The sequence below is a fragment of the Lysobacter gummosus genome (assembly GCF_001442805.1).
Classification (GTDB): Bacteria; Pseudomonadota; Gammaproteobacteria; order Xanthomonadales; family Xanthomonadaceae; genus Lysobacter; species Lysobacter gummosus.
On record NZ_CP011131.1, the window covers coordinates 592,389 to 608,125 of the forward strand.

The 15,737-nt window shown below is 67.2% G+C and carries 11 protein-coding genes; 5 read left to right on the forward strand and 6 right to left on the reverse strand.

The genetic code is table 11. The features are described 5' to 3' along the window. Positions 1-241: 241 nt before the first annotated feature. The 3 genes from LG3211_RS02345 (at position 242) to LG3211_RS02355 (ending at position 6,523) form a co-directional block, all read left to right on the forward strand. A complete protein-coding gene (locus LG3211_RS02345) occupies positions 242-3,070 on the forward strand; it encodes a TonB-dependent receptor (RefSeq protein ID WP_083512257.1) in 2,829 nt (942 codons plus the stop codon). A gap of 259 nt (positions 3,071-3,329) precedes the next feature. Then, the gene (locus LG3211_RS02350) at positions 3,330-4,835 is read left to right on the forward strand and encodes an MFS transporter (RefSeq protein WP_057941425.1); all 1,506 of its coding nucleotides are present in this window, start codon (positions 3,330-3,332) and stop codon (positions 4,833-4,835) included. Continuing rightward, the gene (locus tag LG3211_RS02355; RefSeq protein WP_425479931.1) at positions 4,832-6,523 is read left to right on the forward strand and encodes an alpha-amylase family glycosyl hydrolase; all 1,692 of its coding nucleotides are present in this window, start codon (positions 4,832-4,834) and stop codon (positions 6,521-6,523) included. Before LG3211_RS02350 ends, LG3211_RS02355 begins: the two co-directional genes overlap by 4 nt. A gap of 230 nt (positions 6,524-6,753) precedes the next feature. Here the strand turns inward: LG3211_RS02355 and LG3211_RS02360 are convergent, their stop codons facing one another. The 4 genes from LG3211_RS02360 to LG3211_RS02375 form a co-directional block, all read right to left on the reverse strand. Then, positions 6,754-7,785, reverse strand: a complete 1,032-nt coding sequence (locus LG3211_RS02360) for a LacI family DNA-binding transcriptional regulator (RefSeq protein ID WP_057941427.1) — start codon at positions 7,783-7,785, stop codon at positions 6,754-6,756. A gap of 109 nt (positions 7,786-7,894) precedes the next feature. Next, positions 7,895-8,836: an ABC transporter permease subunit gene (locus LG3211_RS02365; RefSeq protein WP_057941428.1), complete on the reverse strand. Its 942-nt coding sequence runs from the start codon at positions 8,834-8,836 to the stop codon at positions 7,895-7,897. Beyond that, a complete protein-coding gene (locus LG3211_RS02370; protein WP_057941429.1) occupies positions 8,836-9,558 on the reverse strand; it encodes a VIT1/CCC1 transporter family protein in 723 nt (240 codons plus the stop codon). The genes LG3211_RS02365 and LG3211_RS02370 overlap by 1 nt, the downstream gene beginning before the upstream one ends. After that, positions 9,555-11,186 carry a peptide ABC transporter substrate-binding protein gene (locus tag LG3211_RS02375; protein WP_057941430.1) on the reverse strand — a complete coding sequence of 544 codons (1,632 nt, stop codon included), beginning with the start codon at positions 11,184-11,186 and terminating at the stop codon, positions 9,555-9,557. The genes LG3211_RS02370 and LG3211_RS02375 overlap by 4 nt, the downstream gene beginning before the upstream one ends. Positions 11,187-11,392: 206 nt before the next feature. Between LG3211_RS02375 and LG3211_RS02380 the strand changes: the two genes are divergently transcribed. Further along, complete coding sequence (locus tag LG3211_RS02380) at positions 11,393-12,772, forward strand: glutamate--cysteine ligase (protein ID WP_083512838.1); 1,380 nt, start codon at positions 11,393-11,395, stop codon at positions 12,770-12,772. 169 nt (positions 12,773-12,941) lie between these two features. Here the strand turns inward: LG3211_RS02380 and LG3211_RS02385 are convergent, their stop codons facing one another. Continuing rightward, the gene (locus LG3211_RS02385) at positions 12,942-13,796 is read right to left on the reverse strand and encodes a DMT family transporter (protein WP_187313123.1); all 855 of its coding nucleotides are present in this window, start codon (positions 13,794-13,796) and stop codon (positions 12,942-12,944) included. 138 nt (positions 13,797-13,934) lie between these two features. On the opposite strand from LG3211_RS02385, the gene LG3211_RS02390 reads away from it, so the two are divergent. Beyond that, on the forward strand, positions 13,935-14,855 hold the full coding sequence (locus LG3211_RS02390) for a LysR family transcriptional regulator (protein WP_057941432.1): 921 nt from the start codon (positions 13,935-13,937) through the stop codon (positions 14,853-14,855). 124 nt (positions 14,856-14,979) lie between these two features. Here the strand turns inward: LG3211_RS02390 and LG3211_RS02395 are convergent, their stop codons facing one another. Next, a complete protein-coding gene (locus tag LG3211_RS02395; RefSeq protein ID WP_057941433.1) occupies positions 14,980-15,735 on the reverse strand; it encodes a tetratricopeptide repeat protein in 756 nt (251 codons plus the stop codon). Positions 15,736-15,737 lie beyond the last annotated feature (2 nt).

Sequence of the window (15,737 nt, forward strand, 5' to 3'; positions counted from 1 at the left end):
GCGAGCCAGCTTACCGCCGCCGCCCCTCGCGGCCCGAGCGTGTGCATACGTATTCACCCGCCAATCGCCAGAAGAAGTGCGACATGAATGCGACTTCATCCCATGAATACGTATGCAGAACCCGCTGCGGACGCGGCCGCTTGCCTAACATGCGCCACAGACCGAAGGCGCACGCCGCCCAGGCAACCGCAGCGCGACGCAGTGCGCGCGCGGCCGACACACAGCGCTTCTGGAGGGGAGCATGTCGAGATCGAAGCCGGCTTCATCGCAACACCAATTCAATCGCCACCTGTTGACGGTGGCCCTGGCCTCGCTGGGGCTGTGCAGCTCCTGGGCCGCCTGGAGCGCGGAACTGCCATCGGCCGCCGAGGCGCCCGCGCCGCAGGACGCCGCGCCCGCCGCCGCGCAAGCCGCGCCGCAAAGCGCCGCGCACGAGCTCGACGCGGTCCAGGTCACCGGCAACCGCCGCGTGCAGTCGATCCAGAAATACGCCGGCACCATCCAGTCCTTCAGCGGCGAAGACCTGACCAAGCTCGGCATCAACACCGACTTCCGCAATCTGCAGGCGGTAGTGCCGGGATTGCAGATCACCAAGCAGGAAGGCAAGTACGAAATCTTCCTGCGCGGCATCGGCGCGGCCGATTCGGATTTCTCCTCCGATCCGTCGGTGGCGACCTATTACAACGGCATCTACCTGCCGCGTCCGCGTTCGATCGGCCCGATGTTCTTCGACGTGGACCGCATCGAAGTCAACAAGGGCCCGCAGGGCACGGTGCGCGGCCGTAACGCCACCGGCGGCTCGATCAACGTCATCTCCAAGCGCCCCGAACTCGGCGTGACCAGCGGCGGTCTGAAGATCGGCGCCGGCAACTACGACTTCACCACCGCCGAGGGCGTGCTGAACCTGCCGATCGGCGAGACCTTCGCCCTGCGCGCGGCGCTGTTCGACGAAGAGCGCTCCTCGTACATCACCAACGGCTATCCCAAGTCGCTGTTCGACGCCGAAGGCCCGAGCGCGCTCGACAACCAGGCCGCGCGCCTGTCGATGCTGTGGGAGCCCAACGACAAGTTCTCCGCGTTCGTGATGCTGGACAAGGTGACCGAGCGCGGCACCGGCGACCCGGGCCTGTTCGCCGAGCGCGGTCTGTCGGCGGGCTACGACATCAAGGATCTCAACGACCCGTTCAAGCAATACTTCCGCACCCAGGGCAAGACCACCAACGACATCGAAGGCGTCGCCGGCACCTTCACCTATGCCTTCAACGACAAGGTCTCGGTGGAGTTCAACACCTCCTACCGCAAGTACGATTTCTACAACCGCAACGCTTCGCGCGAGTGGCAGCTCGGCCCGGTGTACCCGGGGTCCGAGCGCGAGGCCTATTTCAACCCGGAACGGTTGAAGTGGTACGACACCTTCTATCAGGCGGACAAATCCAGTTCGACCATCAATGAGCTGCGCTTCTTCGGCGACACCGGCCGCCTGATCTGGTCGGCGGGCCTGTTCAACTACGAAGAGAAGTACGACTACGTATCGTGGGACGTCGGCAACGGCTACTTCGGCGATTGCGACTGGTGGACGCCCGGCACGGTCTGCGGCTATCAGGACGGCCTGGGCGGCGAGAACCGCGGCGACAACTCCAAGGTCGAATCGAACGCGGTCTACGGCGATTTCAGCTTCGCCGCGACCGATTCGCTGCGCGTGATCGGCGGCATCCGCTACACCCGCGACAAGAAGATCGCGCGCGAATCCAACATCAAGTATCAATTCATCGTGCCCGAGGAGCTGTTCCAGCAGTTCACCGGCCAGCCGATCGACACCTCCACCAATCCCTACACCACCGGTCTGATCCTGGGTTCGCCCGGCTTCCGCCTGGCGCCTCCGGGCGACCGCCGCGGCGGCGATCCGAGCATCTGCACCGGCTGGTCGCCGGCCGACCTGCGTTGCGGTCCGGGCGGCAACACGCTCGACTACTTCCTCGGCGGCTTCGACAGCTTCGGCGCCAACGACAACTGGGCGCAGTTCCTGCAGAAGAACCGCGACCAGATCCAGGTGATCGCGCGCTCGGACTTCCCCGGCGGCAAGAGCGAAGACGTCTACAAGGACAGCTACGTCGATTGGCGCGTGGGCTTCGAGTACGACGTCAATCCGCAGGTGATGCTGTACGGCACCGTGTCCACCGGCACGCGTTCGGGCGGCATCAACCGTCCGCTCTCGCTCAACGACGGCAGCGCGCTGGCGCCGAGCTTCGAGCCGGAAGAGCTGACCTCCTACGAGGCCGGCATCAAGGGCGATTATCTGTGGGGCGAGACGCCGGTGCGCCTGAACGCGTCGGTGTTCTTCTACGATTACAAGAACAAGGTGCTGCAGAACCTGATCGACGTGCCGGCGCCGACGCCGACCAACCCGAACGCGACCAGCCGCCAGGTGTTCAACGACAACGCCGCCAACGCCAGCGTGCTGGGTCTGGAACTGGAAGGCCGGGTCGGGCTGCCGCACGGCTTCAACCTGGGCTACAACTTCACCTATCTGGACGCGACCTTCGACGACTCGATGGTGCTCGACACCCGCTCCGGCGGCCTGGGTTTGATCGTGCCGCTGGACGGCAACCGTCTGCCGAACACGTCGAAGTACAACGCCAACGTCAGTCTGTCGCAGACCATCGACATCAACCACGGCGCGCTGTCTTCGTTCGATTGGACGATCAACCTGACCTACCGTTCGGACTACTACCTGACCGCGTTCAACAGCCGCGGCTTCGGTTTGGATGCGAACGGCCGGGTGATCGAGATTCCGCTCAAGGACATGCCGTTCAACAACGGCTCCAACCCGGCCGCGGGCGGCGGCCCGGCCAATGGGCTGGCGATGCGCGACGATGTGGACGGGTTCCTGACGGTCAATGTTTCGGCCGGCGTGAATTTCGGCACCGACAATCAGTTCCGCATCGATGGTTTTGTGTCGAACCTGACCGATGAGGTGTATTCGGGTAAGGGCTTCGTCAACAACGCGACCAATATCCGGTATTTGAATACGCCGCGGATGTATGGGGTGCGGTTCTCGTCGCAGTTCTGAGGGCGCAGGCGAATCCCCGCTTGTCTTCCCCCTTTGAAAAGGGGGGATTGAGGGGGATTTGCTTTTTCGCTCTTGACGCGGCGCAACGGCAAAAGCAAATCCCCCCTGGCCCCCCCTTTTTCAAAGGGGGGAACGGGTTCGCGGTGATCGGGGAAGCACGTCGTAGCCGCTTGTCTTCCCCCTTTGGAAAAGGGGGATTGAGGGGGATTCGCTTTTCGGCCCCACCCACCGCGCCCCCCCTCCATGCCAGTATCGACCCATGACCGATAGCCGCGACTCCGCCGTCCCGCACCGCAAGCCGCAACTGTCGTTCTGGCAGATCTGGAACATGTGCTTCGGCTTCCTCGGCATCCAGTTCGGCTTCGCCCTGCAGAACGCCAATGTCAGCCGCATCTTCCAGACCCTGGGCGCGCCGATCGACGACATCCCGATGCTGTGGATCGCCGCGCCGCTGACCGGCCTGATCGTGCAACCCATCGTCGGTTATCTGTCCGACCGCACCTGGACCGGGCTCGGCCGGCGCCGTCCGTATTTTCTCGTTGGCGCCGCGCTGGCCACGCTCGCGCTGCTGGCGATGCCCAATTCGCCCTCGCTGTGGATCGCCGCCGGCCTGCTGTGGATGCTCGACGCCTCCATCAACATCTCGATGGAGCCCTTCCGCGCTTTCGTCGGCGACCAACTGCCGCAACAGCAGCGCGCGAGCGGCTACGCGATGCAGAGTTTCTTCATCGGCGTGGGCTCGGTGGTCGCGAGCCTGCTGCCGTTTGCGCTGGCGCATTTCGGCGTGGGCAATACCGCCGGCCCCGGCGAAGTGCCGGACACCGTGCGCTACGCGTTCTACTTCGGCGGCGCGGTGCTGCTGCTGTCGGTCGGTTGGACGGTGCTGCGCACGCGCGAGTATCCGCCGCGGGAATTGCTCGCCTTCGACGAAGCGCCGCCGCCGCCGCCGCGCGACCGCGACCGCGTGCGCTGTCTGCTGCTGGGCGCGTCGTGGATGGTGGTCGGCGGCATCTGCGCGACCACGATCTCGATGATGGCGCTGGATCGCCAGCTGTACGTGCTGGCCGCGCTGATCGCCGCGTTCGGCCTGGCCTTGGTTATCCGCGGCCTGGTCCGCGACGGCGGTGGCTTCGCCACGGTCATGGACGATCTGGGCGCGATGCCGCCGACCATGCTGCGCCTGGCGCTGGTGCAGTTCTTCTCGTGGTTCGCCTTGTTCGCGATGTGGATCTACACCACGCCGGCGGTCACGCAACTGCATTACCACAGCAGCGACACCGCCTCGGCGGCGTATAACGAAGGCGCCAACTGGGTCGGGGTGCTGTTCGCCGCCTACAACGGCTTCGCCGCGCTCGCCGCCATCATGATTCCGCCGATGACGCGGCGCTGGGGCCTGCGCCGCAGCCATTTGTTCAACGTCGCCCTCGGCGGCGCCGGCCTGATCTCGATCGCGCTGATCCGCGACCCGCAATGGTTGCTGCTGTCGATGCTGGGCGTCGGCTTCGCCTGGGCCTCGATCCTGTCGCTGCCCTACGCGATGCTGTCCGACAGCGTGCCGGCGGCGAAGATGGGCGTGTTCATGGGCATCTTCAATTTCTTCATCGTGATCCCGCAATTGGTCGCGGCCAGTCTGCTCGGGTTCCTGGTCAAGCACGCCTTCGGCGGGCATCCGGCGGCGGCGCTGGTGATCGGCGGCATCAGTCTGTTCATCGCCGGCCTGTGCGTGCTGTGGGTGCGCGAGCCCGGCACGGAGACGCGGGCGTGAGGGCTTTGCCGGTCGTCGCCCTGGCGCTGGCGTTGTGCGGTTGCGCGCAGGCCACGCGCGGCACGGCGCCGTCGCGCGATTACTACGGCACGCTGGAGCCGATGGCCAGCGACGCGGTGTACTTCGTCGTCACCGATCGCTTCGTCAACGGCGACACCGGCAACGATCATCGCGATCAGGGCGGGCCGGATCCGGCCACGCGCAGCTTCGACCGGCCCGTGCCCGGCGCGCCGAAGGGCGAGAGCGACAACATCGGTTATCTCGGCGGCGACTTCAAAGGCCTGCTCGACAACGCCGATTACATCCGCGACATGGGCTTCGGCGCGGTCTGGCTGACGCCGATCGTGGACAACCCGGATGAAGCCTTCACCGGCGGCGACGCGGTGACCTGGGGCGGCGCGTTCCAGGACCGCGGCAAGACCGGCTATCACGGTTACTGGGGCGTGGATTTCTATCGCCTCGATGAGCACCTGCCCAGCCGCGACCTGGATTTCGCCGGCTTGACCGCGGGTTTGAAGCGGCACGGCTTGAAGACCGTGCTCGACATCGTCGCCAATCACGGCTCGCCCTCGTTCACCATGCCCAGGGATCAGCCCAAGTACGGCGAGATCTATCGCGATGGCGTGCTGGTCGCCGATCACCAGAATCTGCCGCCGGAAAAGCTCGACCCAGCGCACAACCCCTTGCACCGGTTCTTCCATAACGAAAAGGATCTGGTGCAGCTGTCGAATATCGACGACACCCATCCGGCGGTGCTGGATTACTTCGTCGGCGCGTATTCGCAGTGGATCGACCAAGGCGCCGACGCTTTTCGGATCGACACCATCCGGCATATGCCGCCGGCGTTCTGGAAGCAGTTCGCCGATCGCATCCGCGCCAAGCGTCCCGGGTTCTTCATGTTCGGCGAAGCCTTCGACTACAAGGCGGAGAACATCGCGCCGTTCACCTGGGCCAGCAACGGCGGTGTGAGCGTGCTCGACTTCCCGTTGAAGCAGCGCATGGCCGAGGTGTTCGGCCGCGGCCGCGGCGACTTCGCGCTGCTGTCCGACCGTCTTTATCTGACCGACGGGCCGTACGCGAATCCGTACGAGCTGATGACGTTCTACGACAATCACGACATGCCGCGCCTGGATGCCAGCGACGCGGGTTTCATCGATGCCAACAACTGGCTGTTCACCGCGCGCGGCATTCCGGTGATCTATTACGGCTCGGAGGTCGGTTTCGAGCGCGGCAAGGCCGAGCATGCGGGCAATCGCAATTACTTCGGCCAGCAGCGCATCGAGGCGGCGCGCGAGCATCCGATTCGCGCCGCGCTCAAGCGCATCGCGAAGGTTCGCGAAACCACGCCAGCCTTGCAGCGCGGCTTGCATTTGAACGTGGTGATGCAGGGCGATCGCGCGGCGTTCTATCGGGTCTACGAGCATGGCGGGCAGTCCCAGATAGCTCTGGTGCTGCTCAACAAGGGCGATGCGGCGGCGGACTTCGAGGTGCGCGAGTATCTGCAGGCCGGGCGCTGGCGCGCGGCCTTGGGTGGGAGCGAAGTTGAAGTCGGCGAGGGCGCTGGCGGCGTGCTGAAGGCGACCGTTGCGGCGCATGGGGTGGAGGTGTTCGTGCTGGATGCGCCGGTGGTGCGGGGCGATCTGGTTACGGCGTTGGATAGGGCGATGGCTCGCGCGCGTAGGCGGTGAGTTTTCTGGGGCTGACCCAGTCGCCTTCGCTCTCTCAAGCCGTCATTCCCGCGAAAGCGGGAATCCAGGGCCTTTCGTGCGAGAACGTTTGAAGTCGCTGGATGTTCGGCTCCGCCGAAGTAAAGCGGAGCCCGCCTTCGCGGGAATGACGGTAGGTGGGTGCGTGGGCGCGGGACGCGTCAGAAGCGAAAGGCAGAGGACGAACGCCAACGCGAAGGTCCGAACAACCCCTACTCAGCCCCACACGACTTACGCACCACCAACGCCGTAGGCAACCGAATACTTTCCGCCTCCTCCCCCCGCACCAGACGCATCAGCGTATCCACCAGCAGCTCCCCGGCCTGCTTGGTGTCCTGAAAAATCGTCGTCAGCGGCGGATGCGCGAACCGCGCCATCGGAATATCGTCGAAACCAATTACCGAGACATCCTCAGGCACGCGCAGCCCGTGCTCGGTCAACGCACGCATCGCCCCAAGCGCGATCAAGTCGCTGGCGGCGAAGACCGCATCGAAAGCCAACCCGCGCGAGATCAATTCGCGTGCGGCGTCGTGGCCGGCGTCTTCGGAGCTTTCCGCATCCACCTGCAATGCGCGGTCCAGGACCAGCCCCGCGCCGGCCAGCGCGCGCTCGCAGCCGATGAAACGGTCGAGGAATTCCGGGTAATGGCTGGAAGCGTCGCCCAGAAACGCCACGCGCTTGCGGCCCAGCGCGACCAGATGCGATCCGGCCTGATGCCCGCCGCCGATGTTTTCGCAGCCGATCGACAGCCCCGGCTGATCGGGCAGGACCGCGCCCCAGCGGACGAAGCGCGTGCCTTGCTCGACCAGTTTCTGCAGCTTGCCCTGATAGGCCAGGTAATCGCCGTAGCCGAGCAGGATCAGGCCGTCGGCCTTCATGCTGTCCTCGTAGTCGCCGGCCCAGTCGTCGGACAACTGCTGGAACGAGATCAGCAGGTCCTGGCCGTGGCGCGCGCAGGCGCGGGTGATCGAGCCGAGCATCGACAGGAAGAACGGGTTGATGTGCGACTCGTCCGGTGTCGGGTCTTCGAACAACAGCATCGCCAGGGTGCCCGAGCGCTGGCGGCGCAGGCTGGAGGCGTGGCGATCGACCTTGTAGTTGAGCTCGCGCACCACCGCTTCCACGCGCTTGCGGGTTTCGGCGTTGACCAGCGGACTGCCGCTGAGCACGCGCGACACGGTGGCCTGGGACACGCCGGCCAGGTGGGCGATATCGACCGAGGTCGCTTTCGACTTTCTGCGCATGGGGCCAGTGTAGCTTTGAAGCGGGAACGATGAGGCGGGAATGAGGGGAATGGGGAATGGTGGGTTCTCGCGACCTGGAACGCGCGAGAACCCACCATTCCCCATTCCCCTAATTTCCCATTCCCTGCTCCAACCTGGGATCCATCCACCCCCGCAACGCATCCACCGCCACGTTGATCGCCACGATCAGCGCGCCGATCACCAGCACCACGCCCAGCACCAGGGTGTAGTCGCGGTTGAGCGCGCCCTGGACGAAGTAGCGGCCCATGCCGGGGATGCCGAAGACCTGCTCGACCACGGCCGAGCCGGTGACGACGTTGATCAGCGCCGGCGACAGCCACGCCACCACCGGCAACAGCGCCGGCTTGAGCGCGTGCGCGAACAGCAGCCGGGTTTCCGACAGGCCGCGCGAGCGCGCGGCCTGCAGGTACTCGGCCGACAGCACGTCGAGCATCGAGGCGCGGGTCAGCCGCGCGCAATAGGCGATGTTGGGCAGCGCCAGCGCGATCGCCGGCAGCACCACGTTGTCCCATTCGCCCCAGCCGCCGGCCGGCAGCCAGTGCAGGGTCACCGCGAACAGCAGCACCAGGAGCGGGGCGACCACGAATTTCGGGATCGCCAGGCCCAGCCCGGCGACGAACATCAGCAATCGGTCGGTCCAGCCGCCGGCGCGCAACGCCGCCCACACGCCCAGGCTCACGCCGAACAGCAGCGCCAGCAGCAGGGCGATGCCGCCGTTGAGCGCGGACACCGGCAAGGCGTTGGCGATCAGCTGATTGACCGTATAGTCCGGATACTGGAACGACGGCCCGAGGTCGCCGCGCAGCGCGTCGCCGAGCCAGCCCAGGTATTGCATCGGCAGGGACTGATCCAGGCGGTACTGCGCATCGAGCACCGCCTGCACTTCCGGCGGCGCGGCTTTTTCCGTGTCGAACGGCCCGCCCGGCGCCGCGCGCAGCAGCGCGAAGCACAGCGTGGCCAGCAGCCACAGGGTGATCGCCGCTTCCAGCAGGCGCGAAGCGAGCAGGCGTGCGAGCGGATGGGCGCGCATCAGACCTGCACGTCGAACAAGCGTCCGACCACGGTCGCCGCGGCCATCGCCAGCGCGCCCCAGAACGCCACCCGCAACGCGCCGCGCAGCACCGGCGCGCCGCCGGTCCAGGCCGCGAGCGCGCCGGAGATCGACAGGCCGATCAACGTGGCCGGTATCGCCACGGTTTCGGTCTGTCCAGCCGGCGCCAGCAGCACCGCGGCGATCGGCAGCGCCGCGCCGCTGACGAACGCCGCCGCCGAGGTCAGCGCCGCCTGCACCGGCCGCGCGCGCAAGGTGTCGGTGATGCCCAGTTCGTCGCGCGCGTGGCTGGCGAGCGCATCGTGGTCGCTGAGCTGGCGCGCCACTTCGCGCGCCAGCTCGGGCGTGAGGCCGCGTTGTTCGTAGATGCGCGCCAGCTCCTGCAGTTCGCTCTGCGGATCGTCGTCGAGTTCGCGCTGTTCCACCGCGATGTCGGCGCGCTCGGTGTCGGCCTGCGATTGCACCGAGACGTATTCGCCGGCCGCCATCGACATCGCTCCGGCGACGGTGCCGGCGATGCCGCTGGTCAGGATCGCCGCGCTGTCGGCGCCGCTCGCGGCGACGCCGACCACCAGGCCGGCGATGGAGACGATGCCGTCGTTGGCGCCGAGCACCGCCGCGCGCAGCCAGCCCACGCGTTCGGAGCGATGCGGCTGCGGATCGCCGCTGCGCGCAGACGGTGGGGTCGAAGATGGGGTCATGGCGACAGGCTCAACCAGCGGCTGGCGTGGCGGTCCAATGCATTGGCCTGGAAGCCGCGCACGCGTTCGGAAACCAGGTGTTTGGAGGTGTAGAAGTACAAGGGAATCGCCGCGTTGTCGTTGAGCAGGCGCTGCTCGGCGGCGCGCAGCCAGGCGTTGCGCGCGGCTTCCGAATGCGCGCCGTCGGCCCGGGCCAGGCGCTGGCGATAACCGGCGTCGTCGTAGCCCATCCAGTTCAACGGGCCGTCGCTGCCGAAGGCGGCGAGGAAATTGCGCGCGTCGGGCAGATCGCCGATCCAGCCGCCGCGGAACACCTGGGTGATCGCGCGCTGCTTGCGGTTCTGCACGAACACCTTCCATTCCTCGTTGCGCAACCGTACCTGCACGCCGAGCGTCTGCCGCCACATCGCCGCGACCGCGAGCGCGAGCCGCCGGTGCGGGGTGGAGGTGTTGTAGCGCAGTTCGATCACCAACGGATTGTCGTTCGAATAACCGGCATGGCGGTACAGCGCGAGCGCGCGCTGCTCGCGCTGGGCTTGCGTCAGCTTCGCCCACGGCATCGCCGCGGGCGTGTAGCCGGCGATGCCCGGCGGCACGATGCCGTAGGCCGGGGTTTCGCCCAGGCCGGTGACATAGCGGGTGAGCTTGTCGCGATCGACCGCCAGCGCCAGCGCGCGGCGCAGCGCCAGCGCCTTGTCGTCGCACGGCGGCGCGGCGCACACGCCGTCGCGGAACGGCGGCTTGGTCAGATTGAGGCCAAGCCAGAACGCGCCGACATACGGCGACAGCCGCAACTGCGCGCCGAAGCGCCGGCGCAGCGCGGCCAACGGCTGCGGCGGCACGACTTCGGTGATATGCAGATCGCCGGCGGCGAAGCGCTGCAGTTCGGCGGCGGCGTCCTCGGTGACGTGGAAGCGCACGCGTTCGATCGCCACCGCGGCGGCGTCGTGGAATTGCGGATTCTTTTCGACCAGCAGATTCGCCTGCGGCGTCCACGCCCGCAGCCGGTAGGCGCCGTTGGACACCAGCCGGCCCGGCTGCGTGTGCTGCGCGCCGTATTGCGTCACCGCCGGCAGATACACCGGGAAGGCGATCGGCAAGGTCAGCAGCGCCGGCAGCGAGGCGGCGCGGTTGAGGGTGAACACCACGGTATGCGCGTCGGGCGCGGCCACGCCCAGGCGCTCGGGCGGCAAGCGGCCGGCCTGCACCGCCTGGGCGTTGTCGAGCGCATCGAACAATTCCCCGAACGGCGCGGCGGTGGCCGGCGCGAACGCGCGGCGGAAGCTGGCCAGGATCTGCGCCGCGTCCAGCGCTTCGCCGTTGCTCCAGCGCAGGCGCTCGCGCAGGGTGAAGGTCCAGGTGCGGCCGTCGGCCGACACCGTCCAGCTACGCGCCATGCCCGGCACCAGCCGCCCTTGCGCGTCCTCGGTGACCAGCCCCTCGTACAGATCCCGCAGGACATTGCCGCAGGCCACTTCCTGGCAGCGGTGCGCGTCCAGCGTGCTCGGTTCCGGGCCGTTGCCGCGTTCCAGTTGCGCCGCGGCCGTCTGCGCAGGCACGGCGGGCGCCACCAGCGCCAGTAGCAGGGCCGAACCATAGCGTTGCAGGACGGACGTTGTTCGGCGCAAGACGGGCTCTACACTGCCTGGGTCTTGCGATTGTAGGCGACCCGCCGCATATCCAGACCGAGAAACCATGTGTACTCACGCAAGGTAGGATTCAGGGCATCGAGCCGGCTCCCGTGTGACGGAGCGCCGGTTACGGGCGTTGCGTCGCGCCAAGCGGCCGCGACCGGGCTCCGGTCCAGTCGATCGATTCAATCAGCGAGGTGGATGTGTCCGGTCCCAGCCAGGTCAAGGATCTAGAAATTCCCGACATCAAGGGCGGCGCGCGCGCCGTGCTGGTCGATTACCTGGCCTCGGGCGCGCGCCCGGAGTCGGATTGGAAGATCGGTACCGAGCACGAGAAGTTCGGCTTCCGCACCGACGATCTGCGTCCGCCCACCTTCGACGGCGAGCGCGGCATCGAGGCCTTGCTGAAGGGCCTGACCCAGTTCGGCTGGGCGCCGGTGGAAGAAAAGGGCCGGGTGATCGCGCTGACCCGCGACGAGGCCTCGGTATCGCTTGAGCCGGCCGGCCAGCTGGAATTGTCCGGCGCCCCGCTGGCGACCCTGCACGACACCTGCGTGGAGGCGGCCACCCATCTGCGCGAAGTGCGCACCGTGGCCGAGCCGATGGGGCTGGGCTTCCTCGGCATGGGCTTCCAGCCCAAGTGGCGCCGCGACGAAATGCCGTGGATGCCCAAGGGCCGCTACAAGATCATGCGCGAGTACATGCCCAAGGTCGGCGACCTCGGCCTGGACATGATGACCCGCACCAGCACCGTGCAGGTCAACCTGGACGTGCGCGACGAAGCGGACATGGTGAAGAAATTCCGCGTCTCGCTGGCCTTGCAGCCGATCGCGACGGCGCTGTTCGCCGACTCGCCGTTCACCGAAGGCAAGCCGAACGGCTACATGTCGTACCGCTCGCACATCTGGACCGACACCGACGCCGACCGCACCGGTCTGCTCGACTTCGTGTTCGAAGACGGCTTCGGTTACGAGCGCTACGTCGATTACCTGCTCGACGTGCCGATGTACTTCGTTTACCGCGACGGCGAATACATCGACGCCGCCGGCCAGTCGTTCCGCGATTACCTCGACGGCAAGCTGCCGGCGTATCCGAACCAGCGCCCGACCTTGAAGGACTGGGCCGACCACACCACCACCGCGTTTCCGGAAGTGCGTTTGAAGAAGTATCTGGAAATGCGCGGCGCCGACTCGGGCCCGTGGAACCGGATCTGCGCGCTGTCTGCGTTCTGGGTCGGTCTGTTGTACGACGCCGATGCGCTGGATGCGGCCTGGGATCTGGTGCTGGACTTCAGTCCGGCCGAACGCCACGCCTTGCGCGACGGCGTGCCCAGGCACGGATTCCAGCTGCCGTTCCGCGACGGCAAGGTGCTGGACCTGGCGCGCCGCGCGCTGGAGATTTCCGCGCACGGCTTGAAGCGCCGCGCGCGCTTGAACCACCTCGGCGCCGATGAGTCGATCTACCTGGAACCGTTGACCGAGTTCGTGGCGATGGGCAAGAGCCCGGCCGAGCGCAAGCTCGAGCTGTTCCATGGCGCTTGGGGCGGGAGCGTGGATCCGGTGTTCAAGGAATTTGCGTACTGATTGGTGCGGGGGCAAAAAGCAAATCCTCCCCAACCCTCCTTTTTCAAAGGAGGGGGCGCATGCGCAGCTGTTGCCCTTCCCATACGCGACCGTTCTCCCAGAAAAGCTGGCTGTTCCCCCCCTTTGAAAAAGGGGGGCAGGGGGGATTCGCTCTTCGCCCCGCCGCCACTCACCTCAGCTTAGTCCTGGCCCCGCTACGCAGCGCCATCACCGCGCCCGCAATAACCAAAGCCGCGCCGATCAAGGTCGAAGCACGCGCCGCGTGCCCGAACAACAGCCAGTCCAGCGCAGCGCTGACCGGCACCGCCACGTACATCAACGGCGCCAGCGTCGAAGCATTGCCCATGCCGCGATAAGCCAGATCGCGCAACGACTGACTGCCCAGGCTGCACGTCGCCATGCCGATCAAGGCCAAGATCAGCACCCAAGGCGGCTCGGCCGCGAACGGCTGCGCCGGCAGATGCGTCAGTCCGAACAGCGCCAACGGCAATCCGACCAGCGACGCCTGCAGATACAACTTGAACTGATTGCGAAACGGCGGCTGATGCTGGGCGCTGCGATAAAACAGCACCTGCGAGGCCGCCATCGCGAAGCCGCCGAACAGCGACACCAGCGAATTGCCGTCGAGGCCGCGCGCATCCGGACGCAGCACCACCAGCACGCCGAGGAAGCCGGCGATCAGCCCGGCGATCGCCGCCGGACGCAGGCGTTCGCCCAGCCATAGCCACGCGATCAGCGGAATGAACAAGGGCCCGGTGTTGTAGAGCAGCACCGCGTGCAGCAGGTCGCCGCGCATCGCCGCGAGCACGAAGCAGCCCTGCGAGACGACCACGCACACCGCGCGCACCCAGCCCGGCCGATCGGCCAGCGACCACACCGCGCGCCAGTCCTCGCGCCGCGCCAGCGCGATCAGCGCCAGGCCCGGAATCATGAAGCGCAGCCAGGTCACCAGCTCCGGCGGCAGGCCGCGGGTGTAGCGGCTGAGCAGGCCGAGCAGGGCCAGGCAGGTCGAAGCGGCGGCCATGAGGCCGGCGCGGAGGACCAAGGGACGGGTGGGCGACGGGACATCCGGGGAAGCGATGGGGGCGGCAGGCATGTGGTAAATGTAGCTGTGCCATAAATGTATAAAAATCTGGAATTTCTGGATTAGTGGTAAGTAAAAATGACCACAGACACCCCCTCGCCCCGCCGCCTGCCGCCGCTGCGCGCCCTGCAGGCCTTCGCCGCCGTCGTGCGCTACGACGGCATGCGCCGCGCCGCCGAGCGCATGCACCTCAGCCACGCCGCGCTGAGCCAGCACGTGCAGCACCTGGAGGAAGCCTTCGGCCTGCGCCTGCTCGATCGCAGCGGCGGACGCGCGCGGCCGACCCCGCTGGGACGCGAGTACGGCGAGGCGCTGATCGCCGGCTTCGAACAGATCGAAGCGGCGACCGCGCGCCTGCGCCTGCGCGGCGACGAAAGCCGGCGGCTGGTGCTGGGCGCGCCGACCAGCCTCAGCGTCAGCCTGCTGTTGCCGCGGATCGACGAATTCTCCGCCCAGGCCGGCTTCGATCTGCAGTTGTTCTGCCCGGCCTCCGCGCCGGATCTGGCCCAGGCGCGCGTGCACGCGCTGCTGATGCACGGCGATCCGCGCGCGCAGGGATTGCAGGGCGAGTTGCTGTTCGAACAGGCGCTGGTGCCGGTGGCATCGCCCGAGTTGATCGCGCGGATGGATTCGCAACGCTGGTGGCTCGAACCGGCGCCCGGCGTGCGCGTGTTGCATGTGGTCAGCGAAGGTTGGCGTCAGGATTGGCCGGCGTGGTTCGGCGACGACCTCGCGGCGTGGCCGCTGCCGCAGCTGAGCCTGTCTTCGCCGATGCCGGCGATCAGCGCGGCGCTGGCCGGGCAGGGCATCGCTTTGTTGTATCCGCGGTTGATCGCCGGGCGGCTGGCCAGTGGCGAATTGCAGGTGCTGGCCTCGCCGCGGCCGGGGCCGGTGAAGCGCTTGTATCTGGCGTGGTTGCCCGAAGCCGGCGGCGGCGCGCGGCTGGGGTGGGTGCGCGATTGGTTGTTGGGGTTGTTGCGGGGCGAGGCGGCTGGCTGAGCCGCGGCGGTCGGAGCGGAAAGCGTCGGGGCTGAAGCCCCTCCCACAAAAGATCGCGTGGCGACGAAGTCTGCTGTGGGAGGGGCTTCAGCCCCGATGCTTTCGTCTCAGCCCACCGCGCCCCTCACACTGTCTGCGTGCGCTTAGCCAATTCCTTGAGCTGATCCAGCTCCGGCTTATGCAGCTTGCGCGCATACGCCGGCAATCGCTTCGCCTTGGCCTGCGCCTGCTCGCACAACTCGCGCGCGCGGCCCAGTTCGCCCCAGCCGATCAGGCATTCGGCATAGCGCACATGCGCCTGGAACCCGCTGCTGTAACCGACCAGGGTTTCGAATTCTTCCTTCGCCTTGGCCTTCTCGCCCAGCGCCGCGACCGCGCGCGCATAGGTCAGATGGCCTTCGGGCGAGCGGAAATCCGCGCGCCTGGCGATCAGTTCATCGAGGGTCTGCCGCGCCTGCGCCGCATCGCCGGCTTCGAGCAGCGCATGGGCCAGCTTGACCTGCAGATGCGGATCGTCGCGATGCACGCCGCTGAGCGCGGCGCGGTACATCGGCAGCGCTTCGCCGGCGCGGCCGGCGGCCAGCAGCGCATCGGCCAGGCGCATGCGGTTGTCGGTGGTGGCCGAGGTGTCGTAGGCGTCCTGGGCTTCGCGCAACTCGCGGCCCGGGTCCAGCATCCGCCGCACATTGCCGACCAGGGCGCGGCCGTGCTGGGTGTGGCGCTGCTCGGGCAGCCAGATGGCGAAGGCGTAGACCACGCTGCCGAGCAGCGGAAACATGAAGAGAATCATCAACCAGTAACGATCCTGTCCGCTGCGCACCGCATGCACGGCGAAACACAGCGCGACCAGGACGTGCAAACCCAGGCCCAGATACGGCATGA

What these genes read in the sequence shown, in the direction of transcription:
- LG3211_RS02385 (WP_187313123.1), bottom strand. Translation starts at nt 13,796, where the DNA reads ATGGCCGCCGCTTCGACCTGCCTGGCCCTGCTCGGCCTGCTCAGCCGC.
- LG3211_RS02365 (WP_057941428.1), bottom strand. Translation starts at nt 8,836, where the DNA reads ATGCGCGCCCATCCGCTCGCACGCCTGCTCGCTTCGCGCCTGCTGGAA.
- LG3211_RS02395 (WP_057941433.1), bottom strand. Translation starts at nt 15,735, where the DNA reads ATGCCGTATCTGGGCCTGGGTTTGCACGTCCTGGTCGCGCTGTGTTTC.
- LG3211_RS02350 (WP_057941425.1), top strand. Translation starts at nt 3,330, where the DNA reads ATGACCGATAGCCGCGACTCCGCCGTCCCGCACCGCAAGCCGCAACTG.
- LG3211_RS02360 (WP_057941427.1), bottom strand. Translation starts at nt 7,785, where the DNA reads ATGCGCAGAAAGTCGAAAGCGACCTCGGTCGATATCGCCCACCTGGCC.
- LG3211_RS02390 (WP_057941432.1), top strand. Translation starts at nt 13,935, where the DNA reads ATGACCACAGACACCCCCTCGCCCCGCCGCCTGCCGCCGCTGCGCGCC.
- LG3211_RS02345 (WP_083512257.1), top strand. Translation starts at nt 242, where the DNA reads ATGTCGAGATCGAAGCCGGCTTCATCGCAACACCAATTCAATCGCCAC.
- LG3211_RS02370 (WP_057941429.1), bottom strand. Translation starts at nt 9,558, where the DNA reads ATGACCCCATCTTCGACCCCACCGTCTGCGCGCAGCGGCGATCCGCAG.